Origin of the sequence: Streptomyces rubellomurinus, from assembly GCF_000961885.1 — a bacterium.
In the GTDB taxonomy this organism is placed as follows: Bacteria; Actinomycetota; Actinomycetes; order Streptomycetales; family Streptomycetaceae; genus Kitasatospora; species Kitasatospora rubellomurina.
In genome coordinates, this window is record NZ_JZKH01000009.1 from 1 (window position 1) to 20,635 (window position 20,635).

19 protein-coding genes are annotated in these 20,635 nt (G+C 73.5%); 6 read left to right on the plus strand and 13 right to left on the minus strand.

Annotated elements, in window-relative coordinates; genetic code table 11:
- The 3 genes from VM95_RS06685 to VM95_RS06695 form a co-directional block, all read right to left on the minus strand.
- Positions 1–483 (minus strand): enoyl-CoA hydratase-related protein (locus VM95_RS06685; protein WP_045693109.1); only part of this gene is annotated, 483 nt, incomplete at its 3' end.
- A 195-nt stretch (positions 484–678) separates the two neighbouring features.
- Positions 679–1,800: an enoyl-CoA hydratase/isomerase family protein gene (locus tag VM95_RS06690; protein ID WP_078859644.1), complete on the minus strand. Its 1,122-nt coding sequence runs from the start codon at positions 1,798–1,800 to the stop codon at positions 679–681.
- Between the two features lie 108 nt (positions 1,801–1,908).
- Positions 1,909–2,532 (minus strand): TetR/AcrR family transcriptional regulator, encoded by a 624-nt coding sequence (locus tag VM95_RS06695; protein ID WP_045693110.1) that lies wholly within the window; start codon positions 2,530–2,532, stop codon positions 1,909–1,911.
- Positions 2,533–2,685: 153 nt separating this feature from the next.
- On the opposite strand from VM95_RS06695, the gene VM95_RS06700 reads away from it, so the two are divergent.
- Positions 2,686–3,459 (plus strand): SDR family oxidoreductase, encoded by a 774-nt coding sequence (locus tag VM95_RS06700; RefSeq protein ID WP_045693111.1) that lies wholly within the window; start codon positions 2,686–2,688, stop codon positions 3,457–3,459.
- A gap of 203 nt (positions 3,460–3,662) precedes the next feature.
- Here VM95_RS06700 and fahA read toward each other — a convergent pair whose 3' ends face one another.
- From fahA to VM95_RS06725, 5 genes are all read right to left on the minus strand, one after another.
- On the minus strand, positions 3,663–4,892 hold the full coding sequence (gene fahA, locus VM95_RS06705; RefSeq protein ID WP_045693112.1) for a fumarylacetoacetase: 1,230 nt from the start codon (positions 4,890–4,892) through the stop codon (positions 3,663–3,665).
- A complete protein-coding gene (locus VM95_RS06710) occupies positions 4,889–5,758 on the minus strand; it encodes a hypothetical protein (RefSeq protein ID WP_045693190.1) in 870 nt (289 codons plus the stop codon). The genes fahA and VM95_RS06710 overlap by 4 nt, the downstream gene beginning before the upstream one ends.
- Positions 5,755–6,957, minus strand: a complete 1,203-nt coding sequence (locus VM95_RS06715; RefSeq protein ID WP_045693113.1) for a homogentisate 1,2-dioxygenase — start codon at positions 6,955–6,957, stop codon at positions 5,755–5,757. The genes VM95_RS06710 and VM95_RS06715 overlap by 4 nt, the downstream gene beginning before the upstream one ends.
- A gap of 184 nt (positions 6,958–7,141) precedes the next feature.
- Positions 7,142–8,356, minus strand: a complete 1,215-nt coding sequence (gene hppD / locus VM95_RS06720; RefSeq protein ID WP_045693114.1) for a 4-hydroxyphenylpyruvate dioxygenase — start codon at positions 8,354–8,356, stop codon at positions 7,142–7,144.
- 207 nt (positions 8,357–8,563) lie between these two features.
- Positions 8,564–10,045 (minus strand): phosphoribosyltransferase family protein, encoded by a 1,482-nt coding sequence (locus VM95_RS06725; RefSeq protein WP_045693191.1) that lies wholly within the window; start codon positions 10,043–10,045, stop codon positions 8,564–8,566.
- 282 nt (positions 10,046–10,327) lie between these two features.
- On the opposite strand from VM95_RS06725, the gene VM95_RS06730 reads away from it, so the two are divergent.
- The 3 genes from VM95_RS06730 to VM95_RS42295 all read left to right on the plus strand — a co-directional run bounded on the left by VM95_RS06730 (position 10,328) and on the right by VM95_RS42295 (position 11,494).
- Positions 10,328–10,708, plus strand: coding sequence for a hypothetical protein (locus VM95_RS06730; protein WP_045693115.1), 381 nt, complete (start codon positions 10,328–10,330; stop codon positions 10,706–10,708).
- Entirely contained in the window at positions 10,705–11,115 is a 411-nt protein-coding gene (locus VM95_RS41270) for a pirin family protein (RefSeq protein WP_045693116.1), read from the plus strand. Before VM95_RS06730 ends, VM95_RS41270 begins: the two co-directional genes overlap by 4 nt.
- Positions 11,116–11,260: 145 nt before the next feature.
- A complete protein-coding gene (locus VM95_RS42295; RefSeq protein ID WP_157882004.1) occupies positions 11,261–11,494 on the plus strand; it encodes a hypothetical protein in 234 nt (77 codons plus the stop codon).
- Between the two features lie 93 nt (positions 11,495–11,587).
- Here VM95_RS42295 and VM95_RS38590 read toward each other — a convergent pair whose 3' ends face one another.
- Positions 11,588–13,945: an ATP-binding protein gene (locus VM95_RS38590; RefSeq protein WP_244178651.1), complete on the minus strand. Its 2,358-nt coding sequence runs from the start codon at positions 13,943–13,945 to the stop codon at positions 11,588–11,590.
- A 186-nt stretch (positions 13,946–14,131) separates the two neighbouring features.
- Here VM95_RS38590 and VM95_RS44135 point away from each other — a divergent pair, with 186 nt between their 5' ends.
- On the plus strand, positions 14,132–14,827 hold the full coding sequence (locus VM95_RS44135) for a response regulator (protein WP_244178652.1): 696 nt from the start codon (positions 14,132–14,134) through the stop codon (positions 14,825–14,827).
- 133 nt (positions 14,828–14,960) lie between these two features.
- Here VM95_RS44135 and VM95_RS06750 read toward each other — a convergent pair whose 3' ends face one another.
- Both VM95_RS06750 and VM95_RS06755 read right to left on the minus strand, forming a co-directional pair.
- Positions 14,961–16,661 carry an acyl-CoA dehydrogenase family protein gene (locus VM95_RS06750; protein ID WP_045693117.1) on the minus strand — a complete coding sequence of 567 codons (1,701 nt, stop codon included), beginning with the start codon at positions 16,659–16,661 and terminating at the stop codon, positions 14,961–14,963.
- Between the two features lie 168 nt (positions 16,662–16,829).
- Positions 16,830–17,402 (minus strand): PadR family transcriptional regulator, encoded by a 573-nt coding sequence (locus VM95_RS06755; RefSeq protein ID WP_045693118.1) that lies wholly within the window; start codon positions 17,400–17,402, stop codon positions 16,830–16,832.
- 226 nt (positions 17,403–17,628) lie between these two features.
- Here VM95_RS06755 and VM95_RS06760 point away from each other — a divergent pair, with 226 nt between their 5' ends.
- Positions 17,629–18,075 carry an SPW repeat protein gene (locus VM95_RS06760; protein ID WP_045693119.1) on the plus strand — a complete coding sequence of 149 codons (447 nt, stop codon included), beginning with the start codon at positions 17,629–17,631 and terminating at the stop codon, positions 18,073–18,075.
- A gap of 131 nt (positions 18,076–18,206) precedes the next feature.
- Here VM95_RS06760 and VM95_RS06765 read toward each other — a convergent pair whose 3' ends face one another.
- Positions 18,207–19,610 carry a class II fumarate hydratase gene (locus VM95_RS06765; protein WP_045693120.1) on the minus strand — a complete coding sequence of 468 codons (1,404 nt, stop codon included), beginning with the start codon at positions 19,608–19,610 and terminating at the stop codon, positions 18,207–18,209.
- Between the two features lie 141 nt (positions 19,611–19,751).
- Positions 19,752–20,516, minus strand: a complete 765-nt coding sequence (locus tag VM95_RS06770; RefSeq protein ID WP_045693121.1) for a carbon-nitrogen hydrolase family protein — start codon at positions 20,514–20,516, stop codon at positions 19,752–19,754.
- Positions 20,517–20,635 lie beyond the last annotated feature (119 nt).

Here is a 20,635-nt window from a genome sequence, read left to right on the forward strand (position 1 = left end):
TTCCATCGACTTGGCCTTGCCGATCGCCCGGGTCAGCCGCTGCGAGCCGCCGATGCCCGGGATCACGCCGAGCTTGATCTCCGGCTGCCCGAACTTCGCCGTGTCGGCCGCGAGCAGCACGTCGCACATCATCGCCAGCTCGCAGCCACCGCCGAGGGCGAAGCCGGCCACGGCCGCGACCACCGGCTTGCGCAGCGCGCCGAAGCGGTCCCACGGGCCCAGCCAGTCGTCCAGGTAGACGTCCGGGAACCGGTTGCCCTGCATCTCCTTGATGTCGGCGCCGGCCGCGAAGGCCTTCTCCGAGCCGGTGACCACCAGACAGCCGATCTCCGGGTCCCGGTCGAAGGCGGTGGCGGCGGTGACCACCTCGTTCATCAGCTGGGTGTTCAGCGCGTTCAGCGCCTTGGGCCGGTTGAGGGTGATCAGCCCCACCCGGCCCCTGCGCTCGACCAGGATCGTCTCGTACGTGTCGGTCTCGGTCATCGCCGTTGACTCCCATTTCCGCTGCTCGGCGCCCCGGGGGCGCGCTCTGACCCCCCAACGATCCACGACGCGAGCCGCCTGGCGCCAGTCTTGGCATGCGAGACGCCGGTCACGAGTCGCCCGGGGCCGGCCGCGGGGAGCAGGCAGCCGGGCGGACCAGGGCGGACGCGGGCGGACCCGGGCGGGCCGGCGGGATCAGGCCAGGCCCAACTCGTCGTCCGTGCGCGGGGCGAGGAAGCGCGCGACGTCCGCCGCCGTCACCTCCGCCGCCGAGGCGGGCGACCAGCGCGGGTCGCGGTCCTTGTCGATCACCTGCGCGCGGATGCCCTCGACCAGGTCGTGGCTCTCCAGCGCCGCGCAGGAGATCCGGTACTCCTGGTCGAGCACCGCCTCCAGCGACGGGAGCGTACGGGCCCGGCGCAGCGCGGCGAGGGCGACCTTGACGGCGGTGGGGGAGTTCCCGAGGACCAGTTCGGCGGCCTCCTTCGCCTCCGCCACACCGGAGTTCAGCAGCCGCTCGACGATCTCCTCGACGGTGTCGGCCGCGTAGCAGGCGTCGATCCAGTCGCGCCGGGCGTCGAGGGCGGCGGGCGGTGCGGGTTCGGCGTGCGCGGCGACGAGGCCGCCGACCGTCGAGGCCGGTTCGGTGCCGCGTGCGAGCGCGGCGGGCAGTTCGGCCAGCAGGTCGGGGACGCGCGCGGACGGGACGAAGTGGTCGGCGAACCCGCACAGCAGCGCGTCGCCGGGGCCCATCGAGGAGGAGGTCAGCGCCAGGTGGGTGCCCAACTCGCCCGGGGCGCGGGCGAGGAGGAAGCTGCCGCCGACGTCCGGGGTGAGCCCGATCCGGGTCTCGGGCATCGCGACGACGGAGCGTTCGGTCACGATCCGCACCGCGCCGTGGGCGGACAGGCCGACGCCGCCGCCCATGGTGATGCCGTCCATCACCGCGAGGTACGGCTTCGGGTAGCGGGCGATCAGCGCGTTCAGCCGGTACTCGTCGCGGAAGAAGGCGCGGGTGCCGGCCCCGCCGGCCTTGGCGTCGTCGTGCATCGCGCGGATGTCGGCGCCCGCGCACAGGCCGCGCTCGCCCGCGCCGGTGAGGGCGACGGCGCGCACCCGGTCGTCCGCGGCCCAGGCGTCCAGCGTCGCGCGCAGGGCCGTGATCATGTCGTGGGTCAGGGAGTTGAGGGCACGCGGACGGTTCAGCACGATCCGTCCGAGCCCGCCGTCGAGGAAGGTCCGGACCTCCGCCGCGGCCTCCTCGGCGCCGCCCGCCGCGACCTGCGCCGCGACCCCTGCCGTCACCTCTGCGCTCATCGGGCCCGCTCCCGTCCCCTCGGCGATGTCGACTTCCGCCGTCCACCGTACCGGGGCCGGTGAGGCGCGGGAGGGGTGGGAGGTGCGGGAGGTGTCGGCCCCGGGCGGCTACCCGGGCCAGGCGCGCAGGGCGAGTTCGGCGGTGCGGGCCAGTTCGGCGGCGGTGGCTCCGTCCCGGGCCTGCTGCGACATGCCCTGGATCACCGCGGCGAAGTAGCGGGCGAGCGCGGGCGGGTCGGCCTCCGGCGGCAGTTCGCCGTCCCGCTGCGCGGCGTGCAGCCGGGCCTCGAAGACCTGCAGGTTGGCGTTGCGCAGGTCGCGCAGGTGGGTCTGGACCTCGGCGTCCTGGGCGGAGACGTTGGTGGCGGCGCTGATCACCAGGCAGCCGGCCGGGTGGCCGGGGTCGGCGTAGACGGCGGCGGCGTCGCGCAGCATGCGGGCGAAGGTCGCGCGGGCCGTGGGCTCCTCGGCGAGTGCCGCGCCGAGGAACGCGCCGGCGGGGGAGCGTCCGTACTCCCGGACGACCTCCTCGAAGAGCGCGCGCTTGTCGCCGAACGCGGCGTACAGGCTGCCGGGCCGGATGCCCATGGCGGCGGTGAGGTCGGCGACGGACGTCGCCTCGTAGCCCCGCTCCCAGAACAGGCGGGTGGCGGCGGTCAGCGCCTCGGCGCGGTCGAAGGCCGGCGGACGGCCGCGCCGGGCCGGCCGGGTGCCCGGTGCGGGCGGGGTCATCGTCGTCGTGGGTGTCGGCGACGGCGGCGGCAGCGGGGGTGTCTTCTCGGCCATGCCGAAATTTTAGAGCAGTCGCTCAAGAAGTGTGTGCTAGGTTATTTCTTGAGCGATCACTCAATAAATGGGTGGCGACGCGAACAGGGAGGGTCAGCCATGGCAGGGCGTGCACTGGAGGGCAGGACGGCGCTGGTCACCGGCGGCAGCCGGGGGATCGGGCGGGCCATCGCCGAGCGGCTCGGCCGGGACGGCGCCGTCGTCGCCGTGGGCTACGCGCGGGAGAAGGACGCGGCCGCCGAGGTGGTCGACGGCATCCGCGCGGCCGGCGGCCGGGCGTTCGCGCTGCCGGCCGCACTCGGGTGGCACGGCGACGCCGTCGCACTGTGGGAGGCCTTCGACGAGCGGATCGTCGAGCACGCGCCCACCGGCGGCGTCGACATCATCGTGAACAACGCCGGGATCGGGCGCAGCGCCGACCTCGCGAACCTGACCGAGGAGGGCTTCGACGAGGTCTTCGCGGTCAACGTCCGCGCGCCGTTCTTCATCGTCAAGCACGGGCTGGAGCGGCTGCGCGACGGCGGCCGGATCATCAACATCTCCAGCGGCCTCGCCCGGGTGGCGATGCCGGAGATCATGGCCTACGGCTCGACGAAGGGCGCGCTCGACACCTTCACCCTCAACCTGGCCAAGGAACTCGGGCCGCGCGGCATCACCGTCAACTCGGTGGCGCCCGGCATCATCGACACCGACGTCAACGCGAGCTGGCTGCGCGGCAACCCCGCCGCCGCCGCCCACGCGGCCTCGCTCTCCGCGCTCGGCCGCGTCGGGCAGCCGGAGGACATCTCGGGCGTCGTCGCCTTCCTCGCCTCCGACGACGCGCGCTGGGTCACCGGGCGGGTGGTCGACGCCACCGGAGGGTCGGCGCTGTAGCGCGGAGGGCGGGCTCCGGCGAACAGCTGTCCGGTCACAGGCGAACAGCCGACCGGTCACAGCTGACAGGAAACGGATCACAGAAAACAGATGACAGCTGACAGATTTCATCATCTGAAATCTGTCAGCTGTCATCTGTCAGCCGTCGTTCGTCACTCGTTCCGCGGCCTCCGCCGTCCGCCGCCGGCCGGGCCCCCGGGGTGTCAGCCCACGCGCCCCGCGACCTCGCCGAAGCCGACGACCGTCCCGTCCGGCCCCGGTGCGGTGGCGGTGATGACGACCTCGTCGCCGTCCTCCAGGAAGGTGCGGGTGGTGCCGTCCGGGAGCTTCACCGGCTCCTCGCCGTTCCAGGTCAGCTCGATCAGCGCGCCGCGGGTGTCCGGCTCCGGCCCGCTGACGGTGCCCGAGGCGAACAGGTCGCCGGTGCGCAGCGAGGCGCCGTTGACGGTCATGTGGGCGAGCTGCTGCTGCGCCGTCCAGTACATGGTGGCGAACGGCGGGCGGGACACCAGGTGCCCGTTCAGCCGGACCTCCATCGCCAGGTCCAGGCCCCACGGCTCGCCGCCGCGGTCGTCCAGGTAGGCGAGCGGCTCGACGTCGCGCCGCGGCGGCGCGACCCGGGCGTGCCGCAGCGCGTCCAGCGGCACGATCCACGGCGAGACCGAGGTCGCGAAGGACTTGCCGAGGAACGGCCCGAGCGGCACGTACTCCCAGGCCTGGATGTCGCGCGCGGACCAGTCGTTGAGCAGGCAGACGCCGAACACGTGCTGCTCGAAGTCGTCCAGCGCCACCGGCCGTCCCAGCTGCGAGGGCGTGCCGACGACGAAGCCGACCTCCGCCTCGATGTCCAGCCGCCGGCTCGGCCCGAAGGTCGGCGCGGCGTCGGCGGGCGCCTTGCGCTGCCCCTGCGGCCGCACGACGGGCGTGCCGGAGACGACGACCGTGCCGGCCCGGCCGTGGTAACCGATCGGCAGGTGCTTCCAGTTGGGGGTGAGCGGCTCGGAGCCGGGGCGGAAGATCGTGCCGAGGTTGGTGGCGTGGTGCTCGGAGGCGTAGAAGTCGACGTAGTCGGCGACCTCGAACGGCAGGTGCAGCTCGACCTCGCCCACCGGCAGCAGGGCCGGTGCCAGTGCCTCGCGGAACGACTCGTCCGTCAGCCAGGTGGTGAGGTCCGCGCGCACCTGCGTCCAGACCGAACGCCCCGCCGCCATCAGCGGGTTGAGCGAGTCGGCGTCGAGCAGGACGGACGGCGCGCCGGCCGCGCGGGCGGCGGCTCCGGCGTCCAGCACGAAGTCCCCGACGCGCACGCCGACCCGGCGCCGCCCGGGCTGGTCGGCGGCCGTGAAGACGCCGTACGGCAGGTTGTGCACGCCGAACGGCGAGTCCTGGGCGCTGGGGAGCCAGCTGCGCGGGCTGCTGGGGGTGGTGCTCAACGGTCCTCCTGGGGCAGTGGGCCGGCCGACAGCAGGCCGAGCGAGGCCAGGTCGGCCAGCGGCTCGGCGATGCTGCAGGTGCCGAACGCGGTGAACGAGTTGCGGATCACCGTAACCTGACGATCCGTCAGTGAACGCACCGCCTTGGCGAGCGCCTCGCCGTCGCGCTCGGCCAGCACGGCGGCGGCCGCCGCCGGGTCGGTTTCCTGCGCGGCGAGCAGCACGTTCAGGAAGCCGTGGTGCTCGAAGCCGGTCCTCGGGTCGGTGTGCCGCACGGCGTTGTGCAGCCCGGCGGTGCACTTGTACGGCAGGCCGCGCCGTGCGCAGCCGGTGAGGAAGGCCGCCAGCTCCTCCTCGTCGGGGAAGGCCTCGGCGGCCAGGCCGCCGGTGCGGAACTTCGCCCGGTACGGGCTGTCGACCAGGGCGTCCAGCACCGCGTCCAGGCCGTCCCCGCGCAGGAGTTCGCGCGGCAGCTCGACGGCGGCGGGGACGTGCGGGGGCAGCAGCCGGTCCAGTTCGGCGACGGCCTCGGCGGCGTCCCGGGTGGCGAGCTCGACGCCCGCCACCTCGAACGGCGCGGCCGCGGCCAGCGCCGGGGCCAACTCCGCACTGCCCCCCGGCAGTACGAGCCCGACCCGCAGCGGCCGACCGCCGGCCGCGCCCGCATCCGCGGCCACCGCCTCCGCCAACTCGCCCAACCTGCCCGCCCCGCACAGGAACGGGCCCACCGCCTCGGCGTACCAGGCGTCGCGGTGCGCCCGGTGCGCGGGCACGGCCTCGGCGACCGGCAGGTTCCCCGGCGGGAACACCGCCGCGTCGTCGAACAGCCCGCGGAACAGCTCCGGGATCACGGGAACGGAACTCATCGCCCCGGCCCCCGACCCGCCCACGTCCAGGCGTAGTTGGCGTCCTCGCTGGCCCGCCCGCCCTCGCCGAGCTCCAGCGGGCGGAAGGTGTCCACCATGACGGCGAGCTCGTCGAAGAACTCCGCGCCGATGCTGCGCTCGTACGCGCCCGGCTGCGGCCCGTGGGTGTGCCCGCCCGGGTGCAGCGAGATCGAGCCCTGGGCGATGCCCGAGCCCTTGCGCGCCGCGTAGTCGCCGCCGCAGTAGAACATGACCTCGTCGCTGTCCACGTTGGCGTGGTAGTACGGCACCGGGATCGACAGCGGGTGGTAATCCACCTTGCGCGGAACGAAGTTGCAGATCACGAAGTTGTTGCCCTCGAACACCTGGTGGGCCGGCGGCGGCTGGTGGATCCGGCCGGTGATCGGTTCGAAGTCGCTGATGTTGAAGGCGTACGGGTACAGGCAGCCGTCCCAGCCGACCACGTCGAACGGGTGGTGCGGCACGGTGTAGCGGGTGCCCGCCACCCCGTGCGGGCCGCGGTGCTTGACCAGCACGTCGACGTCCCCGGGGGCGTCGACCACGAGCGGGCCGACCGGGCCGCGGAAGTCCCGCTCGCAGTACGGCGCGTGCTCCAGCAGCTGCCCGTACTTGGACAGGTAGCGCTTGACCGGGGTGATGTGGCTGTTCGCCTCGATGCAGTACGCGCGCAGCGGCTCGTCCCCGGACGGCACCCAGCGGTGGGTGGTGGCGCGCGGGATGATCACGTAGTCGCCCTGGCCGACCTCGATCGAGCCGAACACCGTCTCGACCGTGCCGGAGCCGGACTCCACGTACACGCACTCGTCGCCGAGCCCGTTGCGGTAGAGCTCGCTCGGCGCCCCGGCGGCGACGTACGAGATTCGCACGTCGGCGTTGCCGAGGACGAGGCGGCGGCTGCCCACGACGTCGGCGGACTTCCACTCCTGGCCCGCGAACAGCTCGTGCAGCTTGAGGTGGCGGGGGAGCAGCGGGTGGTTGGGCACCGTGGACTGGTCCGGCAGCTCCCACGGCACCGCGTTCACCACGGCGGACGGGATGCCCCGGTGGTAGAGCAGCGACGAGTCGGAGGAGAACCCCTCCTCGCCCATCAACTCCTCGTAGTACAGCCCGCCTTCGGGTGTGCGGTGCTGGGTGTGCCGCTTGGGCGGGATGCTGCCCAGCTGCCGGTAGTACGCCATCTCCCTGCTCCCTGCTCCTTCTCGACCGTGCCCACGGGATCGCCGCGGCGGTGACAGCTTGCCCCGGCGGCGGCCGCCGCGGCCAGAGGCCCCGCCGCGGCGACCGGCCGCGTGCCTGAAGCCGTGTGCCCACAGCCGCGTGCCCACAGCCGTGTGACTGCAGCCGTGCGGCTGCGGGGTGCGGCTACAGGTTGCCGCGGCGCTCCTGCTCGCGCTCGATGGACTCGAAGAGCGCCTTGAAGTTGCCCTTGCCGAAGCCCAGCGAACCGTGCCGCTCGATGAACTCGTAGAACACGGTCGGACGGTCGCCGATCGGCTTGGTGAAGATCTGCAGCAGGTAGCCGTCCTCGTCGCGGTCGACCAGGATGCCGCGCTTCTTCAGCTCCTCGATCGGCACCCGCACCTTGCCGATGCGCTCGCGCAGCTCCGGGTCGTCGTAGTAAGCGTCGGGGGTGTTGAGGAACTCCACGCCGCGCGCGCGCAGGACGTCCACGGTGGTGAGGATGTCGTTGGTGGCGAGCGCCATGTGCTGGCAGCCCGGGCCGGTGTAGAACTCCAGGTACTCGTCGATCTGCGACTTCTTCTTCGCGATCGCCGGCTCGTTGAGCGGGAACTTCACCCGGTGGTTGCCGCTCGCGACGACCTTCGACATGAGCGCGGAGTACTCGGTGGCGATGTCGTCGCCGACGAACTCGGCCATGTTCACGAAGCCCATGACCTTGTTGTAGAACGCGACCCACTCGTCCATCCGGCCGAGCTCGACGTTGCCCACGGCGTGGTCGAGGGCCTGGAACAGGCGCTTGGGCGAGCCCTCCGGGTGCTGCACCTTGCTCTGCGCGGCCACGTAGCCCGGCAGGTACGGGCCGTGGTAGCGGGAGCGGTCGATCAGGGTGTGACGGGTCTCGCCGTAGGTGGCGATGGCCGCGCGGCGCACGGTGCCGTTCTCGTCCGACTCGTCGTTCGGCTCCTCCAGCACGGTGGCGCCCATGGCGCGGGCGTGCTCGATGCACTTGTCGACGTCCGGGACCTCCAGGGCGAGGTCGACGACGCCGTCGCCGTGGCGGCGGTGGTGCTCCAGCAGCGGGCTGTCCGGGCGGACGCCGCCCTCGATCACGAAGCGGCAGGAGCCGGAGCGGAGCACGAACGACTTGCGGTCGCGGCGGCCGGTCTCCGGGCCGGAGTAGGCGACCAGCTCCATGCCGAACACGACCTGGTAGAACTGGGCCGTCTGGGTGGCGTTGCCGACCACGAAGACCACCGCGTCCTGCGCGGTGACGGGGAACGGGTCGCTGGCCGGGTCGTGCTCGACGAGGCCGACGAGGCGGCGCAGCTGGTCGGTGTCGAGACCGGCCTCGCGCTCCTCGGGGGTCAGCTCAAGGGCGTGGGACTGCGTGGTCATCGGTCGTTCCTCCATTTCGGGCCTCGGCTCTGAGGCGTCCGCTTGGATCGAGGCCGCGCCGCGGCGGGTGGGCGGGGCGGTTGGCGCAGAGCTTGCTCCTGTCCGGAAGGTTGGGCAACAGGTCGGAAATTCACTGCTCAATGTGTACAAGCTGATCAGGAATTCCGGGGCCCGACTGTGCAAAGTGCGCGGTCGAAACGGGTTGATTCACGAGCTGTGCGCAACCGGGGTTTGCCCGGCTCTGCCGGCGGGCAGATGGCGCAGGAACCAGTCCCCGGCCAGCTCAGCGGCCCGGTCCAGGGTCCCCGGCTCCTCGAACAGGTGGCTCGCACCCGGCACCACCGCCAGCTCGCTGTCGCACCGCAGCCCCGCCCGGGCCCGCCGGTTGAGGTCCAGCACGGTGCCGTCCAGCGAGCCGACCACGAGCAGCGTCGGGGCCGCCACCCGGGCCAGCACGTCCGGCCCGGCGAGGTCGGGCCGCCCGCCCCGGGAGACCACCGCGCGCACCGCCGGGCCGAGCGCGGCGGCGGTGTGCAGCGCGGCGGCCGCGCCGGTACTGGCGCCGAACAGGCCCAGCGGCAGACCCCTGGTCTCCGGCGGGCCGTCGTCGCCGGCTCCCCGGCGGTCCACGCCGTCGTGGGCGGTGAGGGAGTGGTCCGCGCCGCCGCTGCCGTCGAGGAGGGTGAGGCCGTGGTCCGCGCCGCCGGTGCCGTCAGGGGTCGCGCCGCCCAGTCGGCGGGCGACGTCCGTCAGCCGTCCACCCAGTAGGCCGACGTCGAACACGTTGCGGCGGTCCGCCTCCTCGGCCTCGGTCAGCAGGTCGAACAGCAGCGTGGCCAGGCCCGCCCGGTTCAGGTACCGGGCGACGTACCGGTTGCGCGGGCTGTGCCGGCTGCTCCCGCTGCCGTGCGCGAACACCACCACGCCGCGCGCGCCGTCCGGGACGGTCAGCAGCCCCGCGAGCCGGACGCCCGCGACGGGGAGCAGCAGCTCGCGCTCCACGGGGCCGCTGTCGGGCGGGTCCGCGACGGCGGGCGGCGGGTGCTCGTGCCGGGCCGCGGCCAGCAGCCGCAGCACCTCCTCGTCCTCGGTCTGCGTGAAGTCGTCGTAGAACTCGCCGATCGCGAAGAACGGCGAGGGCGTGCCCACGCACACCAACTCGTCCGCCACGCCCGTCAACCGGTCCGTCCAGTCCCCGGGCGCCACCGGCACCGCCAGCACCACCCGGGCCGCGCCCCGCGCCCGTACGATCAGGCAGGCGGCCCGGGCGGTCGACCCGGTGGCGATGCCGTCGTCCACCACGACCACCGTGCGGCCGCGCAGTTCGACGGGCGGCCGATCCCCCCGGTAGCGGCGGGCCCGGCGCGCCAGCTCGGCCCGCTCGCGCCGCTCCACCTCGGCCAGCTGCCCGTCCGTGACCCCGGCGACCCGCATCACCGACTCGTTCAGCACCCGGACGCCGCCCTCGCCGATCGCCCCCATGCCCAACTCGGGCTGGTACGGCACGCCGAGCTTGCGGATCACGCAGAGGTCGAGCGGCGCGCCGAGCGCCGCCGCGACCTCCGCCGCCACCGGCACCCCGCCGCGGGGCAGCGCCACCACCACCGTGCCGGGGCCGCCCAGGCCCGCGAGACCGGCGAGCCGGGCGGCCAACCGCCGGCCGGCGTCGGTGCGATCGGTGAAGCGCACTCCGGTGACGCGCATGACACGGCCTCCGGGTTCCACCGTACGTCGGTACGGCGCCCCGGCGCGCCCGGGGCCGGGGCGGGATCCGGGCGGGCCGGGGCGGGATCCCGTCCGGGCCGGGGCGGGAAGTGAACGGGACCGGGCCGGGATACGTACGGGATCCGGGCGGGATGGTGGCGGGACGGGATCGGGACGGCACCCCCGTGCGGCCGGGACGGCGGGCGACGGACGGTGGTACCCGAAGGCGGGCCGCCCAGCCCGCCCGACCCGGAAGGAGCCCCCGAGATGCCTGGCACCGTCATCACCGACCTGCGCCGACGCGGCGCCGTCGACCCCGGACGCCTGCTCGCGGGCCCGCTGCGCGGCGTCGGACTGCTGCGGCTCGACCCGGGCCGCAGCACCGAGGTGGCCGCGGACGGCGTCGAGCACGCCCTCTACGTCACCGCCGGCTCCGGACTCGCGGCCCCGCCCGAGGACGTGGCGGACGCCGAGGCGGTCGACGCTGGCATCCCCCTCGTCGAGGGGACCGCCGTCGTCCTGCCGCTCGGCAGCCGCACCGTCCTCACCGCCGGGACGGCCGGACTCGAGTACTTCCACGCCGTCCTCGCCGTCCCGCCCGCCGCCGCGGACCGGACCGGCCGTCCCGAAGGAGGCGAACCCCGGTGATCGTCACCACCGACAGCGGCGCCGCGATGATCGTGCTCGGCCCGAACGGCGAACGCGTACGCGTGCGTGCGCTCGCCCGGCGCACCATGCTCGCCAGCGCCTGCGAGACCTTCGACCACCTGCGGCTGAGCCCGGGCGCCCACCACGTCATCCCCGGCCGGCCCGACACCGAGACCGTCCTGCACGTGCTGCGCGGGGCCGCCGTCGTCGGCCAACTCTCCGACGCACCGGTCCACTTGGCCTCGGACGGCGACCTGCTGCTGGCCCGCCGGGGCAGCCCGCTGCACCTGGAGGCCGGGCCGCTCGGCGCGGAACTGCTCTGCCTCACCCTCGCGGTGCCCCGGCGCCGCGCCGGCAGCCGGGCCGCCCGGGCGCGGCGCCGCGCCGCTCGCCGCAGCCGCCCATGAACCGCGCCGGACCCGGGGGCCCGAGCACGGCTGGGACCGGAACGGGACGGCCGGCTCATGCGCCTGGGGCGGGCCGCTGAGCACAGTGATGAGCGAAGCGACCGACCGGAATCGGCCGCTGGTGAGAAATCAGGAGAACCACCTCATGAAAACGACCATCTCCTCCAAGCTGAGCTACCTGGCCGGTGTGGCCACAGGCGTGATCGCGGCAGCCGCCGCACTGCGCAACGCCTGCTCCGTCTCGTCCTCGTCCTCCTCCTCGTCCGGCGCCTCCTCGGAGTTCTCCGCCGGCGAGTCACCGGCGAGGGTCGCGGGGCCGGCCGGCGGCATCGGGTGCACGCCGGACAACTGCCCGCCGCATCCCGGGAACTCGGGCTGAACGACCCGGTCCGAACCCGGACGGACAACAGCGAACGGATAACAGCGAACAGATAACAGATTTCAACATCTGTTATCTGTTCGCTGTTATCCGTCATCCGTCACCTGTGCCCTGCCGCCTCTCCGTCGCCTCCCCGCCGCCACCGCCGCCTGCCGCGCGCGGCAGCATCGCCAGCACCTGCGTCCCGCCGCCCTCCGGCAGCGGCCCGACGGTGCACCGCCCGCCGATCTCCGCCGCCCGGTCCGCCATCGACCGCAGCCCCACCCCGCGCCCGTCCGCCGCGGCGCCGTCGCCCTCGACCCCGCCACCGCCGTTGCCGCTGCTGCCACCGTTGCCGGTGTCCTCCCGGTACCCGATGCCGTCGTCGAGCACGGTGAGCACCATCGTGTCCTCCGTCACCCGCAGCGTCACCTTCGCCGTCCGGGCCCGGGCATGGCGCAGCACGTTGTTCAGCGCCTCCGCCGTGATCCGGTACGCCGCCACCTCCACGGCCGCCGGCAGCTCCGGCAGCGGGTCCGGCGAGAGCTCCGCCGTCACGGTCAGCCCGGCCCCGCTGAAGGTGCCCGCCAACTGCTGGACGGCACGCGCCAGTCCGAACTCGCCGAGCGGCGCCGGCCCGAGCCGGTCGGTGATCCGGCGGACCTCCCGGATCGCCATCCCCAGGTCGTCCGAGATCCCGCTCAGCGTCCGCGCCAGCCCGCCGTCCGCGCAGCCCCCCACCGCACCTGGAGCCGCGCCCGGAGCTGTACCCGGAGCCGCGCCCGAGCCCGCGGCGGCGGACGACGCGGCCGAGGCCGCGTTGTCCATCCGCAGCCGCAACCCGGCCAGCGCGGGCCCGAGCCCGTCATGGATGTCCCGCCGCAGCCACCGCCGCTCCTCCTCCCGCGCCGCGACGATCTGCTCCCGGCTCGCCTGCAGGTCCTCCTGGAGCCGCAGCGAGGCGACGGCCGGCGACGCCTGGTCGGCCAGCGAACGCAGGATGTCCATGTCGCTGGCGTCCAGCCGGTCCTCGCCCGCCCGCAGCCCGACCGTCAACTCACCGATCGGCAGCCCGTTGTGGACCAGCTCGAAGCCCTGGCTGCGACCGTCCAGCCGTCCGGCGGTGGCCAGCGTCCGCCGCCCGGCCCGGGTGGAGACCGTCAACGTCACCCCGGGCAGGCGCAGTTCCTCGGCGACGGTCGCGCACAGCGCCTCCGGCAGCCGCTCCGGATCGACCACCTGACGCACCCGCCCCGCCAGCGCCCGCAGCACCTGGTACGGCTGCGCCCGCTCCCCGTAGTACAGCCGGTCCACCACCGCGACCGTCCGCCGCGCCACCCGCGGCAGCGCCGCCCCGAACAGGTACATCAGGGCGATCAACAGCAGCGCCGCGCCGCCGCGCCCGGGCAGCAGCCAGCCGGACGCCGTGGCGGAGGCGCCCACGAAGAGCACGGTCACCCCGGTGGCCAGGAGCAGCCCGATCAGCGCGCTGCGCGCCGCGCGGTGCAGCCGCCAGCCGCGGTCGCGCACGACCAGGTACCCGACCGCGACCGCCCACACCAGCCCGGCCGCGGAGAACAGCGCGTAGCTGAGCCAGAAGTGGGACGTCCAGGTCCGCTCGTACATGTCCTGCATCCCCGCCCAGAGCAGGTACGCGGCGAGCATCGCGCCCACCCGCAGCCGGTGCCGCCGGGTGTCGGCCGCATCCCGGTCCGGCCCGGCCGCGTCCCCGACCGGCCCGGCCGCCGCTCCGTCCGGGCCGCTCGCAGCCCCCGCAGGGCCGCTCGCAGCCCCCGCCGTGCCGCTCGCCCGCCCGGCGGGCCGCAGCAGCCGGACGAGCAGCACCAGGGCGACGAACCCGATCAGGAACTCGCTGATCACCATGTCGTGGCCGTACAGGGCGGTGGCGATGCGTCGGAAGAAGACCGCCGGCGGGTTCCCGGCCAGCGGGTTGGGCCGCCCGTAGAGCGTGTGGAGATCGAGCTGCCAGGCCATCTCCGGGATCACGAACAGCGCGACCGCCCCGACGTACACCCACCAGAGCCGACTCGTCAGCCGCCCGCCCGGCAGCCAGAGCGGCAGCACGTAGAACAGGGTCACGTTGACCACGCCGCACAGCGTGCCGAAGGCCGCGACCGCGCCGACGATGCCCGGATCGGACACCTCGACCCAGACCGGCGCGGCGGCCGCGAGCGGCAGGACGGCCGTCAGCGCGTACACCAGCATCACCCAGCCGAGCGGGCTGCCCGGGCGATGGGCGTGCAGCACCATCCCGGCGGCGGCGGTCGGCAGGGCGTAGACCAGGGTGGCCAGTTGGTTCCGCGGGTGGACGACGTTCGGGTCGCCGAGGTGGCCGAGCACGTAGCAGGCCCACAGCGTCCCCGCGACGAGGCACACCGCGGTGACGACCGCGGCGGCCGTCAACTGCCGCTGGGCCGGCGTACGGAACCGGGGAGGGATCCCCGTGGTCATGGCACCACCTCGCAGACGGCCGGCCGCTACTGTTTCGAGCGCATACGGCCAGTCTCGGCCGCCCGGTGTCCCGGGCGCCTGAGGCACCGGTCTCGAATCCGGTGCCGGACCGCCGTGCGGACGACTCCCCGACCCCCCGAGCATGTCACGGAAAGTCACGAGATCATCGCTGGTAGTGTCGGCCAGGTGGATGAACAGCAGCCGGTGACACCCCCGGACCAGGCGGCCGACGCCCCGCCCGTTCGGGTACTGATCGTCGACGATCACCCCCTGTTCCGGGCCGGGCTCAAGGCGGCGCTGGAGAGCGCCGAGGGCGTCGCCGTGGTGGCCGAGGCCGAGCGGGTCGCCGACGTGCCGGAGGCCGTCGCCCGGAGCCGCCCCAACGTGGTGATCATGGACCTCTCGCTGCCGGACGGCTCCGGGCTCGAGGCCGTCCGCCGGCTCTCCGCACGGGAGCAGGCCCCGCCGGTGCTGATGCTCACCATGTCGGACGACGACGGCAACCTGCTCGCCGCCCTCCAGGCCGGGGCGCGCGGCTACCTGGTCAAGGGCGCCGGGCGGGAGGAGGTGCTGCACGCCGTACGGACCGTCGCGGCCGGCGGCGCCGTGTTCGGAGGCGAGGTCGCGGGCCGGATCACCGCACTGCTGGCCGGGGCCAAGATGCGCGAGGCCGGGCAGCTCTTCCCCGAACTCACCGCCCGCGAGGCCGAGGTGCTCGACCTCGTCGCGCGCGGCTACGACAACCGGCGGATCGCCCGGGAACTCGTGGTCGCGGAGAAGACCGTCCGCAACCACGTCACCCACATCTTCGAGAAGCTCCACGTCGCCACGCGCGCCGAGGCGGTCGCTCGGGCGCGCGACATGGGCCTCGGCGACAGCTGAACCGCCGGGGGGTGCCGGGAACGGCAGAGCCCCCGGGAGCGAGAAGCCCCCAGGGGCGGGCGAACCCGAGGGAGAGCCGGGGGTGCCGGTCCGCCGACCGGCACCCCCGGGGTCCTGCTGGACGACTGCGCCGCTACGGCTGCATCTCGTACGCGCCCGACAGCGCCTCGACGCGCGCCCACACCTTCGCCGCGCGCTCCGCGTCCGCGACCGGCCGGCGCACGTTCGCCAGCGCCCACGCGGCCTGCTCCTCGGTCGTCGAGGCCTTGCCGTGCAGCTCGGTGGCGTGCGCCGAGAAGTCGCGGACCAGGGCGTCGAAGATCTGGTCCAGCAGATCGGCGTCCACGCCCGTCAACTCCGCCTGCTCCAGCACCAGCTGGCCGTAGACGATCAGCGCGAACAGCTGGCCGATCTCCAGCAGGAAGTCGAGGTCGGCCTGCTGCTCCTTGCTCGGGGCGTTCTTCAGCAGCAACTCGCAGAAGGCGTCCGCCTGTTCGCGGAAGCGGGCGACGTTCGGCAGCTGCGCGTGCCGGTCGTAGGCGGTGCGCCAGTCGTGGAAGCGGATCGCGCCGAGGCCGCGGGCCGGGCCCTGCTGGAACAGGAAGGCGTCGTCGGCGGCGTCCAGCCGGGTCGGCACCGGGGCGTAATCGGCGGGCGCGAACAGGTAGTTGCCCATGAACTTGAGGATCAGCGCCAGGTTGACGTGGACGGTGCCCTCCAGCTTCGGCAGGCCACGGATGTCCTTCGCCGCCTTGTCGAAGTAGGTGTCCGCCTCGAAGCCCTTGGCCGCGATGACGTCCCACATCAGGTCGATGACCTTCTCGCCTTCGGTGGTGACCTTCATCTTGGTCATCGGGTTGAAGAGCAGGTAGCGGCGGTCCTCGGCGGAGGCGGTGCGGAAGTAGTCCACGGCCCGCGCGCTGAACAGCTTCATCGCCACCAGGCGGGCGTAGGCGTCGGTCAACTCGCGCCGCACGTGCGGGAAATCGGTGACCGGACGGCCGTACAGCACCCGGTTGCGGGCGTGCGTGACGGCCTCGTACATCGCGTGCTCGCAGATGCCGACCGAGGCGGTGCAGAGGTTGAACTTGCCGACGTTGACGGTGTTCAGCGCCGCGTCGAAGGCGGCCTGCCCGGTGTGCAGCACGTCCTCGGCGCGCACCGGGTAGTCCTCCAGGCGGAACTCGCTGACGTACATCTGCGCGTTCACGACGTTCTTGACCAGGTGGTAGGCGTCGTGGCGGCTGTCGGCGGCGAAGAAGACGTAGCCCTCGGGGCCCTCGACGTCGGAGCGGCGGCCGAACACCGAGACCAGGCCGGCCACGTTGCCGTTGCCGATGTAGTACTTGGAACCGGACGCGGTGAAGCCGCCCTCGCCGTCCGGGGTGAGGATCATGTCGGTCGAGTAGATGTCCGCGCCGTGGGTGCGCTCGGACAGGCCGAAGGCCATCACGTGGCCCTCGGCGAGCAGGCGGGCGGCGCGGGCGCGGACGGCCTCGTTCTCGCTCTGCCAGACCGGGCCGAGGCCCAGGATGGTGACCTGCCAGGTGTACCAGTAGCCGAGGCCGTAGAAGCCGAGGATCTCGTTCAGCTCGGCGATCCGCGCGGTGTCCCAGCGCTTGGCCGGGTCGGCCGACGACGGGGTCAGGAACTCCGCGAACAGGCCCTCCCGGGCGGCGAATTCGAGGAAGTCGGCGTACCAGGCGCGGTCGATGTAGGTGTCGATCAGCGCCTTCTTGCCGCGGGTCTCGAACCAGTCGACGGTCGCGCGCAGCAGCCGGCGGGTCGGCTCGTCGAACTGCGCGGGGTCGTAGGTGCGCGGGTTGAAGAGCATCGGGGGCTCCCTGAGGGTCGGGTGGAGGGAAGTGGCCGGCGAACGGGCCGGCGAGCGGGCCCGTGAGCGGGTCTGCGAACAGGTCGGCGAACGGGACGGCGAACAGAGTTCAGCGAACAGATTTCAGATGACAGCTTTCAGCGAACAGATTTCAACTTTCAAACTCTGTCATCTGAACTCTGAATCCTGTTCGTCGCCCGCGCCCGCGAGCCGTCGCAGGGTGGCGAGCACGTCGTCGAGCCAGGCGAGCGTCATCCGCTCGTACTCGATGCCGCCGCGCAGGACGACGTACTGGAGCTGCTGTCGGGCGTCGAGTGCGGCGAGGTCGGGGAAGTCGCGCTCCTCGCCGTGCAGGTACCGGGCGAGGAGGGCGGCGTGGCTCTCGCGGTGCCGTTCGACCTCGGAGATCAACGCGGACGGGTCGTCGAAGGCGGCGGCCCGGATCTTGACGGCCAGTTCGTGCCGGACGGTCTCCGGCTCGACCGGCTCGCGCAGCCACTCGGCCAGCGCGGCCCGCCCGGGCCCGGCCGCCGAGTACACCTTCTTGTCCGGCCGTCCGTCCTGGGCGACCTCCTCGGCGGCGATCCAGCCGTCCGCCTCCATCCGCCGCAGCACCCGGTAGATCTGCTGGTGGGTGGCGGTCCAGAACCGTCCGATGGAGCGGTCGAAGCGCCGGGCCAGCTCGTAGCCCGAGCCGGGCTGCTCCAGCAGCGAGACGAGGATCGCGTGCTCCAGTGCCATGCCCGCATCCTGCTATGCAACGAGTTGCATAGGCAATGGCGGCTCGCGGGGTTGAGACGCAGGTCACCGGCGTGATCGGATGGTTATCGATCATTCCGGACGATCGGGTGCAAAACAATGGAGAAGGGACAGAATGGGTACTGGGCACGCGACTTCCACGGGAAGTGTGCGCCCCTCATCCGGACCACAGGAGGTGGTATCGGTGGCAACCCATATCCCGACGGGCATGGAGCACCATCCGGACATCGTCGAACTACGTGAACACTACGAGCGGGTCACCTCGACTCCCCGCGCCCAGGGCATCGAAGCCCTGGCCGTACTGGCCGGCCTCTTCCTGGCGGCATCGCCATGGATCGTCGGCTTCACCGCTTTCAGCACCCTGACCGTGACCTGCCTGATCGTGGGCCTGGCCTACACGGCGCTGATGGCCGGCTACGGATCGGCCTACGAACGCACGCACGCGAGGGCCTGGGCGGCCGCCGCGCTCGGCGTCTGGACGATCATCTCCCCCTGGGCCGTCTCCGGTTCCGTCGCGCACGGCAAGAACATCGTCACCTGCGTCATCGTCGGCGTCGTGATGTTCCTGCTCGGCCTCGCGGCACTCTCGATGGCCACCATGACGGCGAACGGAGCATCGATGCGGCGCGGCCGTGCCGGCCGAGCCAGGGGCTGATCGACCCCGCAGCCCGCGTCCGGGGCGTGGAGGGCCCGAACGGCCCACCGCGCCCCGGCGCACGCCCGCCCCCGGCCCGGCAGGGCCCGCGGACGCTCTCGCGGACAGGCCCCCGGGCCCGGCCGGGACCGCTACGGGTGCGTCATCCGCAGCACGTCCAGCGCCTCGTCCAGCTGTTCCTCGGTGAGCTCGCCCCGCTCCACGTAGCCGCGCTCCAGCACCACTTGGCGGATCGTCTTGCGCTCCGCCAGCGCCTGCTTGGCGACCTTCGCCGCCTCCTCGTACCCGATGTACCGGTTCAGCGGCGTGACGACCGAGGGCGAGGACTCCGCGTACTCCCGGGCCCGTTCGACGTTGGCGGTGATGCCGTCGACCGTCCGGTCCGCCAGCAGCCGGGCGCTGTTGGCGAGCAGCCGCACCGACTCCAGCACGTTGCGGGCGATCACCGGGAGCATCACGTTCAGCTCGAAGTTGCCGCTCGCGCCGGCCATCGCCACCGTCGCGTCGTTGCCGACCACCTGGGCGGCGACCATCAGCACCACCTCGGGCAGCACCGGGTTCACCTTGCCCGGCATGATCGACGAACCCGGCTGCAGGTCCGGCAGGTTGATCTCGCCCAGGCCCGTGCGCGGGCCGGAGCCCATCCACCGAAGGTCGTTCGCGATCTTCGTGAACCCGACCGCCACCGTGCGCAGTTGGCCGCTCAGCTCGACCAGCGCGTCCCGCGCGCCCTGCGCCTCGAAGTGGTCCCGGGCCTCGGTCAGCGGCAGGCCCGTGGCGCGCGCGACCTCCTCGATGACCGCCGCCGGGAACCCGGGAGGCGTGTTGATGCCGGTGCCCACCGCCGTTCCGCCGAGCGGGAGTTCGGCCACCCGGGGGAGCGTCGCCAGCAGCCGCTCCCGCCCGTGCCGCACCTGCGCCGCGTAGCCGCCGAACTCCTGCCCGAGGGTGACGGGCGTGGCGTCCATCAGGTGCGTGCGGCCGGACTTGACCACCGTCGCGAACTCGCCGGCCTTGCGCTCCAGCGCCTCCGCCAGGTGCTCCAGCGCCGGGATCAGGTCGTGCGTGACGGCGGCGGTCGCGGCGATGTGGATCGAGGACGGGAACACGTCGTTGGACGACTGGCTGGCGTTCACGTGGTCGTTCGGGTGCACCGGCCGGCCCAGCCGCTCGGCGGCCAGCGTGGCGATCACCTCGTTGGCGTTCATGTTGGACGAGGTGCCCGAGCCGGTCTGGAACACGTCCACCGGGAACTGGTCGTCCCAGCGCCCCTCCGCCACCTCCTCGGCGGCGGCCGCGATCGCCGCCGCCGTCTCCCCGTCCAGCACTCCCAGCCCGGCGTTCACCCGCGCCGCGGCCGCCTTGATCCGGGCCAGCGCGGCGATGTGCGCCCGCTCCAGCCGCTGGCCGGACACCGGGAAGTTCTCCACCGCCCGCTGCGTCTGCGCCTGCCACTTCGCCGCGGCCGGCACCCGCACCTCGCCCATCGAGTCGTGCTCGATCCGGTACTCCTGCGGCTTCCGCTCGTCAGCCATCGCGCGCTGCACCTCCTGTACGGGCCCAGGGCTCGCCTGGCGGCCCGGGACGGGTTTTCCGATCACGACAGCCGCGCGCGGGCCCCGGGTATTTCCATCGGAGGCCCGGTGATTCGGAGCCGCCTCGGGGCCGCCGCGGCGTTACGGGCGGGCCGGCTCGGTACGGACCGGCTCGGTACGGACCAGTTCGGCGCGGACCAGCTCGCCCGGCTGGATGCCGGCCTGGACTACCAGGTCGCCGCCCGGGGCCCAGACGCCGGAGCCGCCCGAGGAGTCCGGGAACACGCCGGTGGCCCCGGCCGACGTGGCGAGGACGGCCCAGACCCCGTGTGCGGCGGCCCGCGCCCGCAGGTGCCCGTCGCGCCGCTCGGCCGCTGCGGGCGTCGGCCCGTAGAGGGTGGACGCGACGTAGGCGTCGATGCCGAGCGCGGCCGTCTCCTCGGCGTGCGTCGGATCGGCCGCGTCCGCGCAGATCGCGAGGCCGAGCCGCAGGCCGTCCAGCTCCAGGACCACGGGCTTCTCGCCGGGGGTGAACCGTGCCGGCTCGCCCTCGCCGTGCAGGCGCATCTTCCGGTAGGCGACGACGGCGCCCTCGCCGGTGACCGCCAGCGTGGCGATGCTTTCGCGTCCGTCGCCCTCCGTGACCGGCGCGCCGACCAGGGCGGTGGCGCCGGTCGTGGCGCAGGCCTCGACCAGCGGGGCGAGGCGCTCGTCCGCCGGGTCGACGGCGGGCGCGGCCAGGTCGTAGCCGGTCAGGGAGGGCTCGGGGAACACCACCAGCCGCGTCCCGGCCGCCCGGACGGCCTCGGCGTGCCGCTCCGCGTTGACCCGGAGCGTGTCCGCACGCCCGGCTTCGGCGCAGGCCGGCTGGGCGACGGCGACGGTCAGCGGAACGGGCACGGGCATGGACGAGGGCACGGCGAAGCCTCCGGACGGGTGGGGTCGGTGGTCATGATCAACCTATGCGCCCGCCGAACGGCCGGGCAAGGCCGTTCGGACGCCCGCCGTCCGCGGTGGACGGCCGA